Origin of the sequence: Vibrio gallicus (genome assembly GCF_024346875.1) — a bacterium.
Classification (GTDB): Bacteria; Pseudomonadota; Gammaproteobacteria; order Enterobacterales; family Vibrionaceae; genus Vibrio; species Vibrio gallicus.
Window position 1 is genome coordinate 1414967 of the sequence record NZ_AP024871.1, and the last position, 16524, is coordinate 1431490.

16 protein-coding genes are annotated in these 16524 nt (G+C 44.2%); 2 read left to right on the forward strand and 14 right to left on the reverse strand.

Translation table 11 applies throughout. From position 1 onward, the window contains the following. Positions 1 to 334 precede the first annotated feature (334 nt). The 10 genes from trhA to OCU28_RS06550 form a co-directional block, all read right to left on the reverse strand. On the reverse strand, positions 335 to 1018 hold the full coding sequence (gene trhA, locus OCU28_RS06505; RefSeq protein WP_261815406.1) for a PAQR family membrane homeostasis protein TrhA: 684 nt from the start codon (positions 1016 to 1018) through the stop codon (positions 335 to 337). 107 nt (positions 1019 to 1125) lie between these two features. Then, positions 1126 to 1284, reverse strand: coding sequence for a hypothetical protein (locus OCU28_RS06510; protein ID WP_261815407.1), 159 nt, complete (start codon positions 1282 to 1284; stop codon positions 1126 to 1128). Positions 1285 to 1525: 241 nt separating this feature from the next. Then, complete coding sequence (locus OCU28_RS06515) at positions 1526 to 2047, reverse strand: TadE/TadG family type IV pilus assembly protein (RefSeq protein WP_261815408.1); 522 nt, start codon at positions 2045 to 2047, stop codon at positions 1526 to 1528. Beyond that, the gene (locus OCU28_RS06520) at positions 2044 to 2487 is read right to left on the reverse strand and encodes a TadE/TadG family type IV pilus assembly protein (protein ID WP_261815409.1); all 444 of its coding nucleotides are present in this window, start codon (positions 2485 to 2487) and stop codon (positions 2044 to 2046) included. Before OCU28_RS06520 ends, OCU28_RS06515 begins: the two co-directional genes overlap by 4 nt. A gap of 1 nt (position 2488) precedes the next feature. Next, a complete protein-coding gene (locus OCU28_RS06525) occupies positions 2489 to 3694 on the reverse strand; it encodes a TadE/TadG family type IV pilus assembly protein (protein WP_261815410.1) in 1206 nt (401 codons plus the stop codon). Between the two features lie 147 nt (positions 3695 to 3841). Continuing rightward, positions 3842 to 4642, reverse strand: coding sequence for a phosphonate ABC transporter, permease protein PhnE (phnE, locus tag OCU28_RS06530; RefSeq protein ID WP_261815411.1), 801 nt, complete (start codon positions 4640 to 4642; stop codon positions 3842 to 3844). 9 nt (positions 4643 to 4651) lie between these two features. Next, the gene (gene phnE / locus OCU28_RS06535; RefSeq protein ID WP_261815412.1) at positions 4652 to 5452 is read right to left on the reverse strand and encodes a phosphonate ABC transporter, permease protein PhnE; all 801 of its coding nucleotides are present in this window, start codon (positions 5450 to 5452) and stop codon (positions 4652 to 4654) included. Continuing rightward, positions 5449 to 6249, reverse strand: coding sequence for a phosphonate ABC transporter ATP-binding protein (gene phnC / locus OCU28_RS06540; protein ID WP_261815413.1), 801 nt, complete (start codon positions 6247 to 6249; stop codon positions 5449 to 5451). Before phnC ends, phnE (OCU28_RS06535) begins: the two co-directional genes overlap by 4 nt. A gap of 8 nt (positions 6250 to 6257) precedes the next feature. Continuing rightward, positions 6258 to 7196 carry a phosphate/phosphite/phosphonate ABC transporter substrate-binding protein gene (gene phnD, locus OCU28_RS06545; protein WP_261815414.1) on the reverse strand — a complete coding sequence of 313 codons (939 nt, stop codon included), beginning with the start codon at positions 7194 to 7196 and terminating at the stop codon, positions 6258 to 6260. A 179-nt stretch (positions 7197 to 7375) separates the two neighbouring features. Next, the gene (locus OCU28_RS06550) at positions 7376 to 8374 is read right to left on the reverse strand and encodes a succinylglutamate desuccinylase/aspartoacylase family protein (RefSeq protein WP_261815415.1); all 999 of its coding nucleotides are present in this window, start codon (positions 8372 to 8374) and stop codon (positions 7376 to 7378) included. A 341-nt stretch (positions 8375 to 8715) separates the two neighbouring features. On the opposite strand from OCU28_RS06550, the gene ptsG reads away from it, so the two are divergent. Together ptsG and OCU28_RS06560 are read left to right on the forward strand one after the other, a co-directional pair. After that, entirely contained in the window at positions 8716 to 10125 is a 1410-nt protein-coding gene (gene ptsG, locus OCU28_RS06555) for a PTS glucose transporter subunit IIBC (protein WP_261815416.1), read from the forward strand. A gap of 232 nt (positions 10126 to 10357) precedes the next feature. Beyond that, on the forward strand, positions 10358 to 11680 hold the full coding sequence (locus OCU28_RS06560; RefSeq protein ID WP_261815417.1) for an outer membrane protein assembly factor: 1323 nt from the start codon (positions 10358 to 10360) through the stop codon (positions 11678 to 11680). On the opposite strand, the gene OCU28_RS06565 is transcribed toward OCU28_RS06560, so the two are convergent. The 4 genes from OCU28_RS06565 to OCU28_RS06580 all read right to left on the reverse strand — a co-directional run bounded on the left by OCU28_RS06565 (position 11668) and on the right by OCU28_RS06580 (position 16520). Further along, the gene (locus tag OCU28_RS06565; RefSeq protein ID WP_261815418.1) at positions 11668 to 12087 is read right to left on the reverse strand and encodes a hypothetical protein; all 420 of its coding nucleotides are present in this window, start codon (positions 12085 to 12087) and stop codon (positions 11668 to 11670) included. The genes OCU28_RS06560 and OCU28_RS06565 overlap by 13 nt on opposite strands. Next, positions 12088 to 13425 (reverse strand): hypothetical protein, encoded by a 1338-nt coding sequence (locus OCU28_RS06570; protein WP_261815419.1) that lies wholly within the window; start codon positions 13423 to 13425, stop codon positions 12088 to 12090. Positions 13426 to 13617: 192 nt separating this feature from the next. Further along, positions 13618 to 16107, reverse strand: a complete 2490-nt coding sequence (locus tag OCU28_RS06575) for a heavy metal translocating P-type ATPase (RefSeq protein WP_261815420.1) — start codon at positions 16105 to 16107, stop codon at positions 13618 to 13620. Next, positions 16107 to 16520 carry a MerR family transcriptional regulator gene (locus tag OCU28_RS06580; protein ID WP_261815421.1) on the reverse strand — a complete coding sequence of 138 codons (414 nt, stop codon included), beginning with the start codon at positions 16518 to 16520 and terminating at the stop codon, positions 16107 to 16109. Before OCU28_RS06580 ends, OCU28_RS06575 begins: the two co-directional genes overlap by 1 nt. Positions 16521 to 16524 lie beyond the last annotated feature (4 nt).

The following is a 16524-nucleotide window of genomic DNA, read 5'->3' on the forward strand; positions in this document are numbered from 1 at the left end:
TTTTAGAAAAATACTACAAAATATTTCAGGCAATAATTGCGATATCTGTTCGTTATTTATGGGTATTTTATGCATACACTTGAGTAGTGCACAACATTATTCTTAATTATCCAATTTAAAACATAGACTTAAGCATGCATATTCACACCTCACTCTCTTGTATTATTTTATAACAAGTGTGAATGCGATCTCATTCATAGTTGCTAGTTTTCGTGAGTCGAAAATCTAGCCACAAAATATTTAGTGAGTTAAGTCACTAAATAAATGGTAACAAGTCATTTTCATAAGGAGCAACAGATAGATATGACTTAAAAAAGCCTATTTTATCAGCCAATTAGATAGGTTTAACAAACAAGTAAATCGCAAAAAAATGACACACACAGCCAGCAAGTACAAAACAGTGCCAGATAGCATGGTTATAAGGAATACGTTTGGCTACGTAGAACACCACACCTAAGGTGTAGATTAAACCACCAACTGCCAGCAGAATAAGTCCCCCTGCTGCTAAGTGGATTGACAGTTGATAAATCACTATCAGTGATAGCCACCCCATTGCGATATAAGAAAATAGTGAAAAGCGCTTAAATCGATATACAAAAACCAACTTCATAACGATACCCAATACTGCAATACCCCAGATCACTATCATCAATCCTATTGCTAAGGGAGTACGTAAACTTACCAGTAGAAATGGCGTATAACTGCCGGCGATTAAAAAGTAGATAGCGCTATGATCGAATGTCTTTAACCAACGCTTGGCTTTGGGAGAACGAATGGAATGGTATAGCGTAGAGGCCATAAATAGCACAATAATGCTGGTTCCATATAGCGCCATGCTCACAATCGTTAAGGTATCCGCTGAATACGCAAATGATTTTTGTAGAAGTAGAACTAACGCGAAAACGCCAAATAACATGCCTATGCCATGGCTAATAGAGTTGGCTAATTCTTCATTTACAGAATACTGAGATTGCGACACATTATTATCCTCTACACGATTATACCGACAGTATGGCATGTTTAGCGAACAAGTGTAAGCTGAAAAATGGCTCTTTTAAAATAAGAAAAAGGCCAACAAACACACGCTTATTGACCTATTTTATAGCCTGTTTTTTAGGCTCACTTTTAGTTAAAAAGTGAGGCAGCTCTTGCTTTGGTGCAATGCATTGGGAATTGATTTTGTACCACGCTAGCCGAAGAGCATACCGCTGACATTGCTGTATTATTATTCCAGATGAAAACCGCACCTAAAACGACGATTACCGCAATTACCAGTTTGTTCATATTTTGCTCTCTAAGTTACATTCGAGTGATTCACTAAGCATAGACCAGGAAAACCAACCCATGGACTATGAAAACATAGGTTTAATGGTGAAGAGGTGTTGGGAACTGGGAACTAGAGCCTAACAGCATAGCAAATCTTGGGTGCCCACAGATGCCGCTTAAAACACTACCGGCATGTCGAGGTTTGCTAGGGAGGTAACATCGATTCACCGCTACATAGATACACCAACTCACCGCCCCCTTAACTCTGACAATCTACACTGGTAGGTGAGGCTTCATATACTCCCAAATCATCATAATATGGACGATATACACCCAGACTTTCGGAAGGTAAGGTTGTTTCAAATGCATCTATATTGGTTAGAGTGCCAAATATCCCCCCTAATATTGAGAATGAATAGCTAAAACCTGAGATGCGAGCAGTGACATAACGGATAGAGCCAAATCCTGTGCTTGATGTTGGACTCGCAATCTTACTCCCCGCTTCGTCGAGATAGTCTATCTCTAGGGTTAAGGTACTCAAATCAATGGGTGAGTTATAGGTCGAGCCAAAATCACTGGTATTGAGCTTACTATCATCAACGATATAACACACTGTCGCCAAGCGTGCGGCCTTGCGCGTTACTTCATTGAGCATTTGTAATGAAAACAGAAAACGCCCTATTTCGATAATCCCAAATAGCAGTAGTAACAACACAGAACTTACAATAGTAAACTCAACAATCGCCAAACCACCCTGTTTGCGTGTTTTGGTTGACCTCATATGCCGCTCCTACGCATTGAAGCAGATGCGGATAAGTTCATAGATAACGACGTGTTGGTAAATGGGATCTTGGAAAATACCGGACTATATGGGTAAACCGCTGATACCGTTATATGCTCTGAGCTTGAGGTATCTATGGATATATTTGCAGTTGAGATCCCTGTTAAGACCTTTTGTGATTCAGTTCCTGAGCCTCTCATACCGTACACCACTACATTTTTGATTTGCGATTCAGGAGCAATAGTCCCTTGTGGTTGCGCGCCATAAATGTCGAGTAACGCGTAACGCGCACCAGCTTGTACCGCTTTATTTAAGGTTGTGTATTGAATGAAGATACGGCTAATTTCAAAGATACCCACCATTAATATAAGTAATATTGGTAGAACAAATAGCATTTCTACCGCAGCAATTCCCTTTTGCTTTCGATTATGTACATCCATGTTAAGACTCCCCTGTAGTCAGATCTCGATAAAGCTGGATCTTATACGGACCAGTATCGGTAGGCGTTTGTCCCCCGCCCCCATTTGGCACAGTGCATCCACTGGTATAAAACTCGCCATATATTATTTTATCTTGTTTGTCGTATTGCTGAGTTAAGAAGAAGCAGGCAAAACCTTCAATTGTTACCGCTGATGCACCATTGGTTCCGCCCGAGCAATCCACAACCGGAACCACAAAGGTTCGTCGTCCATTACCATTATAATCAGCATAACGCTCCGACATAGTATCAGTATCAGGCTCAGGAAAGCCGTCTTCTTGAACCCAGCGAGAATTAAAGCCCGTAACAGGTCCATTATTTACCCCAGGCTTGGTGTCCACCGAACCATCGATAAAATAAATGCCAGACTCACCATCGGAAAAATCGCCCGGCGCTTTTCCGCCAATCGCATCTCCTAACCCATCGGCACCATTACCATAACCATCTAGGCGCAGGTAATTGTAGTTCCCAGACCCAATATCACCCGAGCTCGGGTCATAGCAATTTTCCGTACAATTGCTATTACCTGTTGTTTTACCTGCCAATTGATATTCGGTTCCAACGTCATAGCCATAATTAGTGCTGCCTTGTTCGCAGACACCAATTGGAGCGATCACTGAGCTATTTTCAATGCCAGAGCTGCGTCCAGATACCGCGCTTGCAGCAACGGCCTTACTAAGACCGAACACCTGCACTAGAAAACTGTCTAAATCATGGCTATCGACCGAAACCCGTGTATAGATATCACGAGCGGTACTTAATGAATTTACAGCGGGAAATGTAATAGGATTATTACTAAATTGAATGGTAACTTGCGTACCGTCATTGGATTGAAATTTATACTCTTTAGTAGCAGTCGAGTTTTCAGTAACGCCTACTACGGCAAAATCCAGTTCGTCATTTCCAGCCCCAGATGCCATGGCTTTAATAGTCTCAATTGCAGCATCGGCTGCTTGAGACACACCTGCGCCATTTTCGATAGCCATAGAGGCTGATAGCGCGGCTGAATCCACAGCATTTTGCACGCGTGATTTATTTAAAATCATATGGTTAATATCGATTGCAAGGGCTGCAAAACCGATAAGCACCAATAAACTGACGGTAAATAGAATCACCACCAAACCGCTTTGCTTCCTTGCACCGCGGCGTCCCACTCTGATAACTCTCATAATTCCCTCTCTTAACAGCTATCAAGTGTCTAAATTACACTCGTGTTTAAGTATAGCAAGTCAGAGAGGATTATCTTAATATTATGCGTATCGGCGCATAATATTACAGAGCTTAGGGTCGTTAACTAATAGCAGACTCGATGCCTATTAAATAAGTGCATGTCGTGCCTTGGCGGAGATCCACTCAGAAATAACCACTGTCATTAGAATAGACAAGAAGATAACCGTGACCTGAGGCCATGCCAATATCGACATTGATTCTTGAAGCTTAAGACCAATACCTCCTGCGCCAACCAATCCCAGAACCGTCGACTCACGAATATTAATATCCCAACGAAATAGACTGGTTCCTACAAAGCTTGGCATCACCTGTGGCACAATGCCGTAATCTAAAACCTGTAGTGGTGAAGCCCCTGTCGCCTTAATCGCAGAGACCTGAGTCTTGTTCACTTCTTCAATCGCTTCATACATAAGCTTAGCGACAAAACCAATAGAGCGCAGTGCAATCGCTATAATACCCGCTAATAAACCCGGCCCTAAGATAGCAACTAATAACAGTGCCCAAATCAGAGAGTTAATTGAGCGACTCGCCGCGATAATAAACAGCGCTACAGGTCTTACAAATACGGTACTTGGAGTAGTATTGTTAGCGGCTAAAAATGCCACTGGAAGCGCAAGTACAATGCCAAGCAAAGTGCCGAGCGTCGCGATATTAATTGTGTCCCACAGCGGTTGCCATAACTGCTCTAGATAGCTCCATCTTGGCGGCCACATGCGCGAAGAGATATCCGCCATTTGGTTGGGTGCATCGGTCACAAAAAACCAGATAGTCTCGCGGTTCATGACCTGCCAACAAAACACACACAGGCTAATAAAGGTAAACCATACCAGCCAACGCACCATACTCTCTTTTTGACTATATCGATGCCAACTCGTTAAATCTGTCATTTATTTTACCTACTGTACACGCTGACGAATTAAGGTAGATACATATTCACACGCCATTACTATCCCTATAATGATCAGCAATATGCCGGCAGCGGTACTGTATTCGTACCTATCCATTGCGGTATTTAGTGTTGCTCCAATGCCTCCAGCCCCAACAATGCCTATCACTGCTGACTCTCTAAAGTTGATATCTAGTCGATACATAGAAAGGCCAATAAAACGCGGCATTACCTGTGCTTGTATTGCATAGTTCACCTGCTGTAGCCAGCTGGCACCTGTGGAGCGCATGGCCGTTAGCGGCGCCGGATCAATCGCTTCAATTTCATCTGCAAACAGCTTTGCCAAAAAGCCGATAGTGGCAAAGGTCAAGGTTACAAAGCCAGCAAAGGTGCCAAAGCCAAATAGTGCAACGCATAATATCGCGATGATGATCTCTTGAAAGCTGCGCGCTATTGCCACAAACCCACGGCAGAACATGTACACAGGTTTAGGTGCAATATTCTTCGCAGCTCCTAGTCCAAACGGTATGGAAAGCAATACTCCTGCCACTGTCGATGTCACCGTCATGGTTAAGCTTTCTATCAAGCCTTGATAGATATTATCCCAGCGACCACTAAAATCCGGTGACATGAATGCAAGGATAAAGGTCAGCCCGCGCTCTGAGCCTTCATAGATTCGTGCCCAATTGATCTCTACCGACTGAAATGCAAAGGTTAGATAAATCAAAGCAAAGGCCACTATGCCCCACCTTACAGGGGCACTGGCAATCAGAGGTGGCTTTTTCCAACTGCTTGAATACTCGCCATTCATGCTACTGCCTCAACTAACGTCAAAGACTGAGGCTCTTGCTCCGCAAGGCTCCAGTCTTCTTCTCCATAAATTGTGGTTAATACCGATTCATCCAATTGTTGCGGTTTACCATCAAACACCACTTCTCCCGCCTTCAAGCCTACAATTCGATCAACAAACTGCTTAGCTAACTGGACATCATGAATATTAATGATCGCAGGCAGTCCCTTCTCGGCGCAAATCTCGCTAATCAAACGCATAATTTGACGCGCAGTACGCGGATCAAGGGCCGCAGTAGGTTCATCAATAAGCAGCAGCTTTGGATTTTGAGCCAGTGCTCTGGCAATACCTACGCGCTGACGTTGACCACCGGATAATGCATCTGCTCGCTTGTTGGCGTGCTCCAATAATCCAACGCGGTCTAACAATGCATAGGCTGTTTGAATATCTTGGGCACTATAACGACGAGTAAAACTGCGCCAGAATCCTACATAGCCAAGACGACCCGACAATACATTTTCCATTACGGTTAGCCGCTCGATAAGCGCATACTCTTGGAAGATCATCCCAATTTCACGACGCGCAGCACCAAGCTTACCTTTAGAAAGGGAAACCAGATCTTGCTCACAGAACATCACCTCACCACGTGTCGGCTCTGTTAAGCGGTTAATACAGCGAATCAGTGTCGATTTACCGGCCCCAGAAGGGCCGATAAGTCCAACAACTTCCCCAGATTCGACTGAGAAGCTCACATCCGTTAGTGCTTTATCATCTGCGGAATAATGCTTAGTGAGCTTATTTAGAGTAAGTGCTGACATGGGTTTCCTTAGCTACAAGTGTAAGAGACGTTATTGGCGTTATCGATAGTACGGATCACTTCCCAATGCTCTTGATAAGTAATCGGTACAAACTGCGCTTCGCCATTGCGTCCAAACTCTTGCTGTAACTTTGTGCCTTCCCAGTTGAAGCTAAAAAATGCTTGTTTGATCTTATCTTGTAATTCTGGATGCAGGTTATGTGCTACACCATATGATGTAGTTGGGAAGGTTTGAGACTTATAGATAGTTTTTATCTGATCTTGTTTAATCACATCACGTGAATACATGCGATTTAATACTGAGTTGGCAATAGCTGCCGCGTCATAATCTTTATGCGCAACACCCAAGATTGAGTTGTCGTGAGCACCAGAGAAAGCGGGTTTGAAGTCTTGATTTGGTGCTAGGTTATATTCTGCGGCTAGAATAGCAGAAGGCGCCTTAAAGCCAGAGTTAGACGTTTGAGAGGTGAATGCTAAGCTTTTGCCCTTAAGATCCTCTACCTTTTCAATGCCTGAACCAGGATAAGTAATGATCTCCATCTCATAGCCAAATGAGCCATCTTCAGCTGCCATCATAGTAAATGGCTTAAAGCCGGCACAGTTAACCGCTAACGGGGTTGAACCGGTATTAAATCCAGCTACATGTAATCGACCAGAGCGCATAGCTTCTATTTGAGCTGCGTTATTCTGTACTGGGAAAAAGCGAACTTTTTTACCTGTCGATTGCTCCATGTGCGCTAGAAACTCACTCCACACATCCGCATAAACGGCTGGGTCTTCTACTGGAGTGTAAGCAAAAATAAGAGTACCAGGGTTTGACCACTCGGCTTCATTTTGCGGTAAATCTGCCACCAAATTGCCAGAGCGGTCTTGATAACGTGCATCCATCGCTGACGCCGCAGCAGAGAACATTAAAGCAGCCGCAACTGCAGTTTTGATAAGCTTCATTTGTATACCTTTCAATAAGTTAAGTTCGAGACGCAGGATAAGGAACTTTTATTTCAAAAAGGTTGAAGCTTTGTGACACAAATATGTACCTCACACCAAGGATGAGGCATATCTCATATTTGTAAGTTATTAATTTTATTGAAACATTTACAATAATCTAGCAGTAGCAATTCATGTAATTAGTAGATTAAACGTACAATTAACGCCCCCGTGGCGCGCATCGGTTCGACGTTTAAGCTAAGCACTACCCCATCACGAGGCGCATAATAGCGACGTACTTCCGCACCAAAAATATCCTGCCCAATAGAAAGCAGGTCGCCTTCTTTCACCGATTGCAAAAGCGAGACTTGAGGCTGATAAAACCCACCTGTTAGCGCGCGGATAGAGACCACATCCTTACCCTCATATATGTTTGTGTTTATAGATGCACCATGCGACTCCATAACGCCATAGTCGGTCAACACATTTAACACTCCACTAACGGCGCGCTCAACCAATGGGTAGTCACTGTAGCGTCCCATACCAATCTCCAATGTGGTCGATGGAATACCATTTCGATTCCACACTGTCTCTAAAATTCCCGGGTCACCAGGGTCATTCAAGATAACATCAGGCCCAATAAGCCTCGCCATTTTGATGCAATCTGGAAGACGATAATCAGCAAACGCATACAGTGGATAAGTCGTGCCCGTTGTTTGAGTATGGAGATCTATCGCCAGATCGGCATTCGGTTTTAGTAGATGCTCCCACACATGGTAGACATAGCGTTGCGCTTCATTACCCTGCTCGTCTCCGGGGAAAAAACGATTTAAGTTGGCAGTTGAATGGTCCGGATCATTTGATATGTAATCACGATTGTGGTTTAAGGTGCCCGATAAATTGACGGTCGGCACGATCACCACGCTACCCGATATCTTGAGGTCACTTAGGGCGTTTGCGATTTGATGTGATGCAAGCATGCCATTGTATTCATCGCCGTGAACTCCTGCGGTAATCACGAACCGCTTACCTGCTTTGTGGCCTTTAAATACAATAACAGGTAAATGATGCCACTGACCCAATGCATTGGTGCTAACTCGAAACCAGAAGGTATGCTTGCCTGATTTCAGGTCATCAACATTGAGCTGAGATATCACCGGGTATCCATCAATGATGTCTTTTAGTATTTCTGTATTCATGCTTTATGGTTCCAACCAAAATTGTTGCGTCTGACTTGTACCACGCAGACATTGCCGCATCATGTAATTGGCTTTGAAAGCGCTGTAATTGCGATTAATAAACAGTGGACATATATGATGGTTCAAAATAACAGTCGACGCAAAATACTTGTCATAATAATTAGAAAGCAACTTTTAGCTATTAATTTTAGTAGGGAAATTTCCACTTTACACTGAGCTATGCATTTGATTGCTCATATTTTATAAACAATTACATACCATTTTTAGGCTTTGAACAATATCAGCTAAACATGTAGCTTGCCGAAGCTATAAAAATAATATATGTAATACGGGGTAATCACATGTTTAGTAAGTTCTTCGCTAGCCTTTCTAAGGTTGGCAAGGCATTAATGCTGCCAATAGCATCTATGCCAGCTGCGGGTATTTTATTGGGTATTGGTTCAGCCAATTTCGCTATTATACCTCCAGTAGTATCACAATTGATGGCAGAAGCAGGTGGGGCTGTTTTTGGTAATCTTCCACTCATCTTTGCACTTGGCGTTGCCATTTCATTTACTGAAAATGATGGTGTAGGTGCTGTTGCCGCAGGTATCGGTTATTACGTTCTGGTTGCGACGCTGAAAGTTATGGCGGGCGTATTGGGCGTTGACCATATCGATATGGGCGTACTTGGCGGTATCATTTCTGGTGCGGTTGGTGCGTATATGTTCAACCGCTTCTATACCATTAAGATGCCAGCATATCTTGGCTTCTTTGCTGGTAAGCGATTTGTTCCTATCGTGACGTCTTTTGCAATGCTTTTCCTTGGTATTGCGTTAGCGTTCATCTGGCAACCAATCGGTGGCGCTATCGACGCATTTGGTCACTGGGCAACAGAGCAAAATCCGGTCATTGCGTTCTGGGCATATGGCACCGCTGAGCGTGCGTTAATTCCATTCGGCCTACACCATGTAATTAACGTTATCATGCAGCTGCAAGCGGGTGATTTCACTAACGCTGCGGGTCAAGTATTCCACGGCGAGATCCCTCGTTTCTTTGCAGGTGACCCAAACTCTGGAAACCTAGCAGGTGGCTATCTATTTAAGATGTTTGGTCTACCAGCCGCTGCCATTGCTATTGGTCGTGCTTCTAAGCCAGAAAACCGCGTTAAGGTAATGGGTATCATGGCTTCTGCTGCGCTAACCTCATTCCTAACCGGTATCACTGAACCAGTAGAGTTTGCATTCTTGTTTATCTCTCCTGCGTTATATGCGTTACATGCAATCATTGCAGGTCTTGCATATCCGCTATGTATCATCCTAGGTGTGAAACATGGCTACAGCTTCAGTGCTGGTCTGATTGACTATGTTACCTTCTACGGTATTTCTACCAAAGGATGGATGATCATTCCTTTAGGTTTGGTATATGCTGCCCTTTACTACGTGATTTTCTCAGTAGTAATCCGCAAATTCGACCTAAAAACGCCAGGCCGTGAAGACACTACAGAAGAGCAAGCACCTGAGCTTACGGGTGATGAATTCACCAAAGAATTGGTTGCCGCATTTGGTGGTAAAACGAACATCAAATCTACTGATGCCTGTATCACGCGTCTACGTATTCAGATTGAAGACCAAGACAAAGTTGACGAAGCTAAGCTAAAAGCACTTGGTGCTGCGGGCGTTGTACGAGTCGGTACTGGCGTTCAAGCTATCTTCGGTGGCAATAGTGATGTATATAAGACTCAAATGCTCGATTATATGAAAAATAATTAATGCATTGAGTTATTAATCCCTAAGGAGCCTAATCGGCTCCTTTTTTTGTTTCTAAGGTACCCATTGTTCCCAATTTAATTGCGGTTTCACATATCTTCCCACCCTACTTTGCCTCTACAGGCAGTCATTGCGCACAATCATTCCTTTTCTTTAAAAAACATGCTGTTAAGCAACCAAAAGCTTAGTATCATGATGCATAACAACTCTACGCAAGGATGCATACAGTAGTTTGATGAAAAATTCACTTTATCGCCACACCAAGCGGGCGTGCATTGCCTTGGTATTAGCCTCCGGGGTGTGCCACGCAGCCACACCTGTCAGTATCAAATACACCATTAATCGTGCTGAAAACACCCAACACAAGAGTAACACTGTCGTGCTACCCTACTTCTTCTCATCTGAAACCATGGGCTTTAACCTAGGGATTGGTGGCGTGGTGCAAGGCGTAGGACAAGAGCAGTTGGCTATGGGAGCCACAGCATGGGGCGGAGCTGAAAGCTACGGTACGTCTGCCGGGATCTGGAACTATCGACCAAGCTTTTCAAAGCGAACCTTCCTCTCCATTGCTGGGATGTATGCGTACTTCCCGCAACAGCGCGCCTATGCGGGCGGAAAGCTAACTCCAACGCCCAACGATCAGCCGTTACCAGGCAGTTCTGATTCATCCCAAGAGCAATATATTGAAGGGGATGGATTCAACAACTGGCTCGACTTAAAGATGGAATATGTACTTGCTATCGGCTCTCGCCGTAATAACGCCATTATCAATTACAACCTGCGCGGCGGATTGCTAACCGAACCTGCGCCACAAACCTATTGGAACCCCCTTGAAAACGGCACCACTATACTTATCTTGCGCCAATTCAATCGCTATCAATCCTACGAATCGCTAACGGGCGAAAATAGCGGTGATATCAATGCCTTTGAATTAGGTATTCAATACGACAACACGGATTTTGCCCCTAACCCTTCAATGGGAAGCCGCCAATACCTAAGTTATACATATGAAGGAAAGTGGCTAACCCCCGAAGACAATTGGGACGTATGGCAACTGGATATGAGTAAATATACCAATATTGGTGCCAGTGACTGGGCATCACAGCGTATCTTTGCCTTCAATCTATGGAGTGCCTACTCCCCCTCATGGAATGTAAAGCAGCTGGCTGATAACCAGCGCATAGTCGAAGACGCCGCCCCATACAACGAGGGGGCAACCCTTGGCGGATATAAGCGGATGCGCGGGTATGATTCCAACCGCTTTCACGACAAAGCAAGCCTTTACGCCAGCGCGGAATATCGCTACACCTTGAAACACAACCCTATTCAAGACATCGATTGGTTACGGTTTTTAAACTTGGATTGGTTTCAGCTGGTTGGATTTGTAGAAGCTGGGCAAGTCGCCAGTAGCTATGACCTAAAACAGCTTACCTCTGATATGAAAATCGATGGCGGGGTATCATTACGCGCTCTCACCGCAGGTTTAGTGGTACGCGCCGATTATGCCGTATCAGAAGAAGGTAGCCATATGTGGTTTATGATCAATCAGCCTTTCTGATTTTTCCAAATAAGCAGAAAAACGGGCAATAAAAAGAGACTGGTGGTTATCATATCGAGATAGGTGTGATAACCCAAATACTTCATGAGCTGCATATAGCTCACCAACAGCAACGCGCAATACACTCCCAACTTTTTATTAAGGGTATAAATTTGCACCACCAGCACTAATGCAACTGCAGTATGGGTACTGTAATCCGCATTAAACGATGGCCAAATCCCCAAGCCGAGATCAACAAACCGGACGATATACAGATATAGGGTTGAAAGCAACAGCGCGCTCGCACAGCGCCATAGGCGAACACCACGACCCTGCGAATATTTACGTAACAGGAATACGGCCACTATCAAAAATAGCGGAGTATAAAGATCAGCGATAAATGCCCAAGTTGAGTATTGTAAGGTCAATCAAACCACTTCTAATTTGATGATTTTGCTTCTATCAAAAGTGACACGATAACGCTTGGTACGCTCCTTCACACCGCTAGGCTCAGTTTTCTTTTCATGTATTTTCAATTCAATACGTCCACGGCGTGAGATACTAACCTTGCGAGGTTTATTGGTTGATGAATAAACATACATGTCACGATTCTCACTTGGAAAACAGCGCATTAAAGGGGTTAGATCTATTGCAGTATTGGTTTTTATCTTTTTAAAACCATTATATTCAAAGTTCTTTAGGCTGATAATTTCCCGGAAAAATAGCGATACACTTTCTCGATTGGCAATCGCATGCTTGGAGTTAGGCTGAGAATTAAACCAGGTTTCTCCACTGCCAATAATGGTTTTTTTATCCGGCATACTAAATTGCGATAACACACGGGGCTTCTTACGAATTATCTTTTCAAACACCCAGGACTTAATGCTCTCTTTAAACACATCTCGTACAACATATAGGGCGGCGAAAGCCAATACAAACTGCATATCGGTATCGAGCCCCATTAATCGGAATTGAAAAAGAACCACAGTAAAGCCCAACATAATCAACCCAGTGGCGATGGCTAACGCAAGATAGCGCTCCTTCTCTCCTACTCGAGTACTATTACTGGTTACCTTTAGAGGTAGCTCAAGCAGCTTCTTCTGCAGATCAGTTTGGTTAAATATTCGAGTTAGTTTTTCTTCATCATCTGAGGCAATGCTCTTAACTGAATAGGTTGTCTCATACATTTGAGAAATGCGATATTCATCCTCAGCCATAGAGAGCTGCGCCAGATAATCACGGGCTTGTTGTGAGCCCTTTATTGGCTGAAGGTGCGCCGTTTGACGCAATAGATACTGCTCAAACTCATAAGATAAAATTGCATCTACCTTACGAAAACGCTCAAACTTCTGCTCATCTTCTAACGAAAATCGTCGAAAAGAGTCCAGAATATTGGAATGTCCCTTGGCCTTATCAACTATCTCTTCTAATGCTTGCTCTTCTTTCTCTAAATTGGTTTTAAATGAGCGTATCTCATTGATAAATAAATAGGAAAAAAGACTGATTGAGGTCTTATACGACTCATACGGCAGGTGTTCTTTTTCTAGTATCTTGATGTATAGCAGCATCAAGCTGATACTTTTTCCCTTATGAAACCTATGAGTTTGCATAAAGGATTTATCGAAAAACTCCCCCGCAGTAAAGCTTTCACCAAGATCAATACTACTTGGGATCACGAATTCAACTTTAGTCTCTGATTGGGAGTTAGCTGCCAAGGTTTGTTGGATTTCTATACTTTTCTTTGCGGTTATTTTTAGATCCAACATAGGTTGATACTGCTTCCTTTATTTATGTGACAACTTTGTAACCTAACGATTGTAACATTATTAGCAAAAATATAAATGTGTGATCGAATGGCTTTTCATTAACGGCATAAACAATGGCTTTAAGCTGTTGTTATTTCAACCAAAACCACCAAATTATCGCGGCAATCAAGGTGATGCCAATAAGGTTAACTATCATAGTTGCTCCCTTGTAGAACGAGGGGTGAATAGGCGCAAACGGTTTGCATTACTGACCACCGTAATGGATGACAACGACATCGCAATACCCGCAATAATCGGACTAAGTAGCCAGCCCGTTATAGGGAATAAGATACCTGCGGCAATCGGAATGCCGAGTGCGTTGTATATAAAGGCACCCCACAGGTTTTGCTTAATATTTCTCATGGTCGCTTTACTGGTTTCAATGACCTGAGATACGCCAAACAATGAACCACTCATCAGGGTAATATCGGCACTTTCAATCGCAACATCAGTACCTTGTCCAATGGCAAAGCCAACATCCGACCGAGCAAGGGCTGGCGCATCGTTGATGCCATCTCCTACCATAGCAACCACCTTGCCTTGTTGTTGCAATCTTTCAATCCAATCAAGCTTATCTTGTGGGCTTAATTGGGCATGATACTGCTCTACCCCTGCCGCATGTGCTACCGCTGTTGCCGTGGCGTGATTATCTCCAGTAAGCATCACCACCTGTAGCCCTAACCTCTGCATCGAGTTGATTGCAGTAGCGGATTCAGCCTTGATCGGATCTTGAATTGCAAATGCCGCTAATAACTGCTTGTGATCAGAAAGATACACCACAGTGTTCGCTTCGCGCTCCCACAACATTGCTTTGCTACGAATGGCGTCCAAACAAATGCCCTGCTTGTGCATCAAGCGCTCATTACCTAACAAATATTGCTGCGTGGCGTCGCGTCCCGTTACGCCCTGTCCCGCCAACGAATCAACCTGGTCTAGTCGTAAGGGTTCTACATGTCCCGAGCGGTCACAAAATCTAAGTATCGCCTCTGCCAAAGGATGCGTTGAGCCCAACTCCAATGCCTTTAGAATAGGTAGAACGTCTTTTTCTGCCTCACCTTGTAGCAACTCACTATCCACAACACTTGGATTCCCTTGGGTAATGGTTCCCGTTTTATCCAATACGACTACGTCAATGTCAGAGGCACGTTGCAAGGCGTCACCATTACGGATTAGGCCACCAAACTGAGCCGCTTTACCTATGCCTATCATGGTTGAAATAGGAGTGGCTAAACCTAATGCACACGGGCATGCGATAATTAGCACTGAGGTCGCTGCAACCAACATATGCACCCAAACCGGATCGGTGCCAAAGTTGTACCATGCCAATGCAGTTAGCACCGAAATTATCATCACGCTTGGTACAAAAACACCAGAAACAGTATCAGCAAGGCGCGCGATAGAGGGTTTAGAGTTTTGTGCTCGAACCACCATATCTATAATCTGTGACAATGCGGTCTCTTTACCCACTTTAGTTGCCACTACCGTAATACTCGAATTGCCGTTCACTGTCCCAGCGCTAACGTTTTCTCCAGTCTGCTTTTCTACCGGAACCGGTTCACCAGTGAGCATCGATTCATCCACCACAGAGCTGCCTTGTATGATTACGGCATCAACCGGCACACTCTCTCCAGCTCGAATCACTATATGATCCCCAACCTGAACCCGTTCGACTGGAACCGATACAGTGCTTCCATCTCGGATCACTAACGCTGTTTTGGCTCGCAGATCCAACAAGCGACGAATCGCTTGTGAGGTTTTGCCACGCGCCTTTAACTCTAATGCTTGCCCTAGATTGATTAGGCCTATGATCATAGCGCTGGCCTCAAAATAGAGATGTCGTGCTGACTGTGGAAACAAATCAGGCATAACCACGACCGCCATCGAATATAGCCACGCACTACCAGTACCTAAGGCAATCAAGGTATCCATATTCGCATTACGATTCACAAATGCTTTGCTCGCACCAACGAAATACTGCCTACCACAGCCTATCAGTACCATAAGGGTCACAGCACCAACAGCCAGCCATATCCATTGCTGTAAAGAGGATTCAACACTCATTGAGCCACCCAACATGCCATACAGCATTAACGGAACGCCAACCGCTAATCCAAGATAGGATTGACGCATTTTGTAACGGTATTGCTGGCTCTCTTTACGTTGACGATCTTGTTCGGCAATGCCTTGGTCATTAATCTCAAGTGCGCCATAACCTGCGCCCTCAATCGCCGAAATGAGTTCATGGGCAGTCGTCGTTGTTGTCACCTCAGCGGTGCGATTAGCAAAATTGATCAATACAGAGTCGACACCATCCACACTTTCAACCGCTTTTTGAATGGTATTAACACAGCCCGCACAGCTGACCCCTTCCAAACTTAGATGCACGGTCTCAATTGACGCCATCGTTGGCGATATGCAAGGGGTTAGATTTTCCTCAGCTGTTGAAGCTTGTTCAAGGTAACCTAGATTATCAACTACAGCGCTTACTTCATCAGGAGACAATACACCGCGATACTGCATGCTTTGAGACTCGATATCGACATCTAGCTGGCACTGCGCATCAATACTGCATACCGCTTTTCGGATCTTACTCACACACCCTTGGCATGAGACACCGGATACAGGCAAATTAAACTCGTTCATTAGTCGCACTCCTGAGTCCACGACTCAATCAAACAACAGACTGACTCTCCCGTTGGCTCACTATCGGGTAAGGTTTGCCAAGTATCAAAGGTATTCTTGAGCATAGTCAGATGATTTTGCAGACGTACTAATTGCGCTTCAGATTCTGCTATTTTTTCAACCATCATAGAGCGAACTTTAGGACAAGGTGAGTCCCCATCTTGCGCAGACAATAGAATCTCTTCGATCTCTTTTAAACTAAAGCCGATCTCACGCGCCTGATGAATAAAACGCAATCGTTGCAGATGTGAAAGGTTGTATTGCTTGTAGCCGTTATCTGGATTTCGGGTCGGGGTTAATAGCCCACGCTTAGTGTAATAACGTACGGTATCCACACTAACCCCTGCTCTTTTAGCAACTGCTGAGGTGATCATAAAT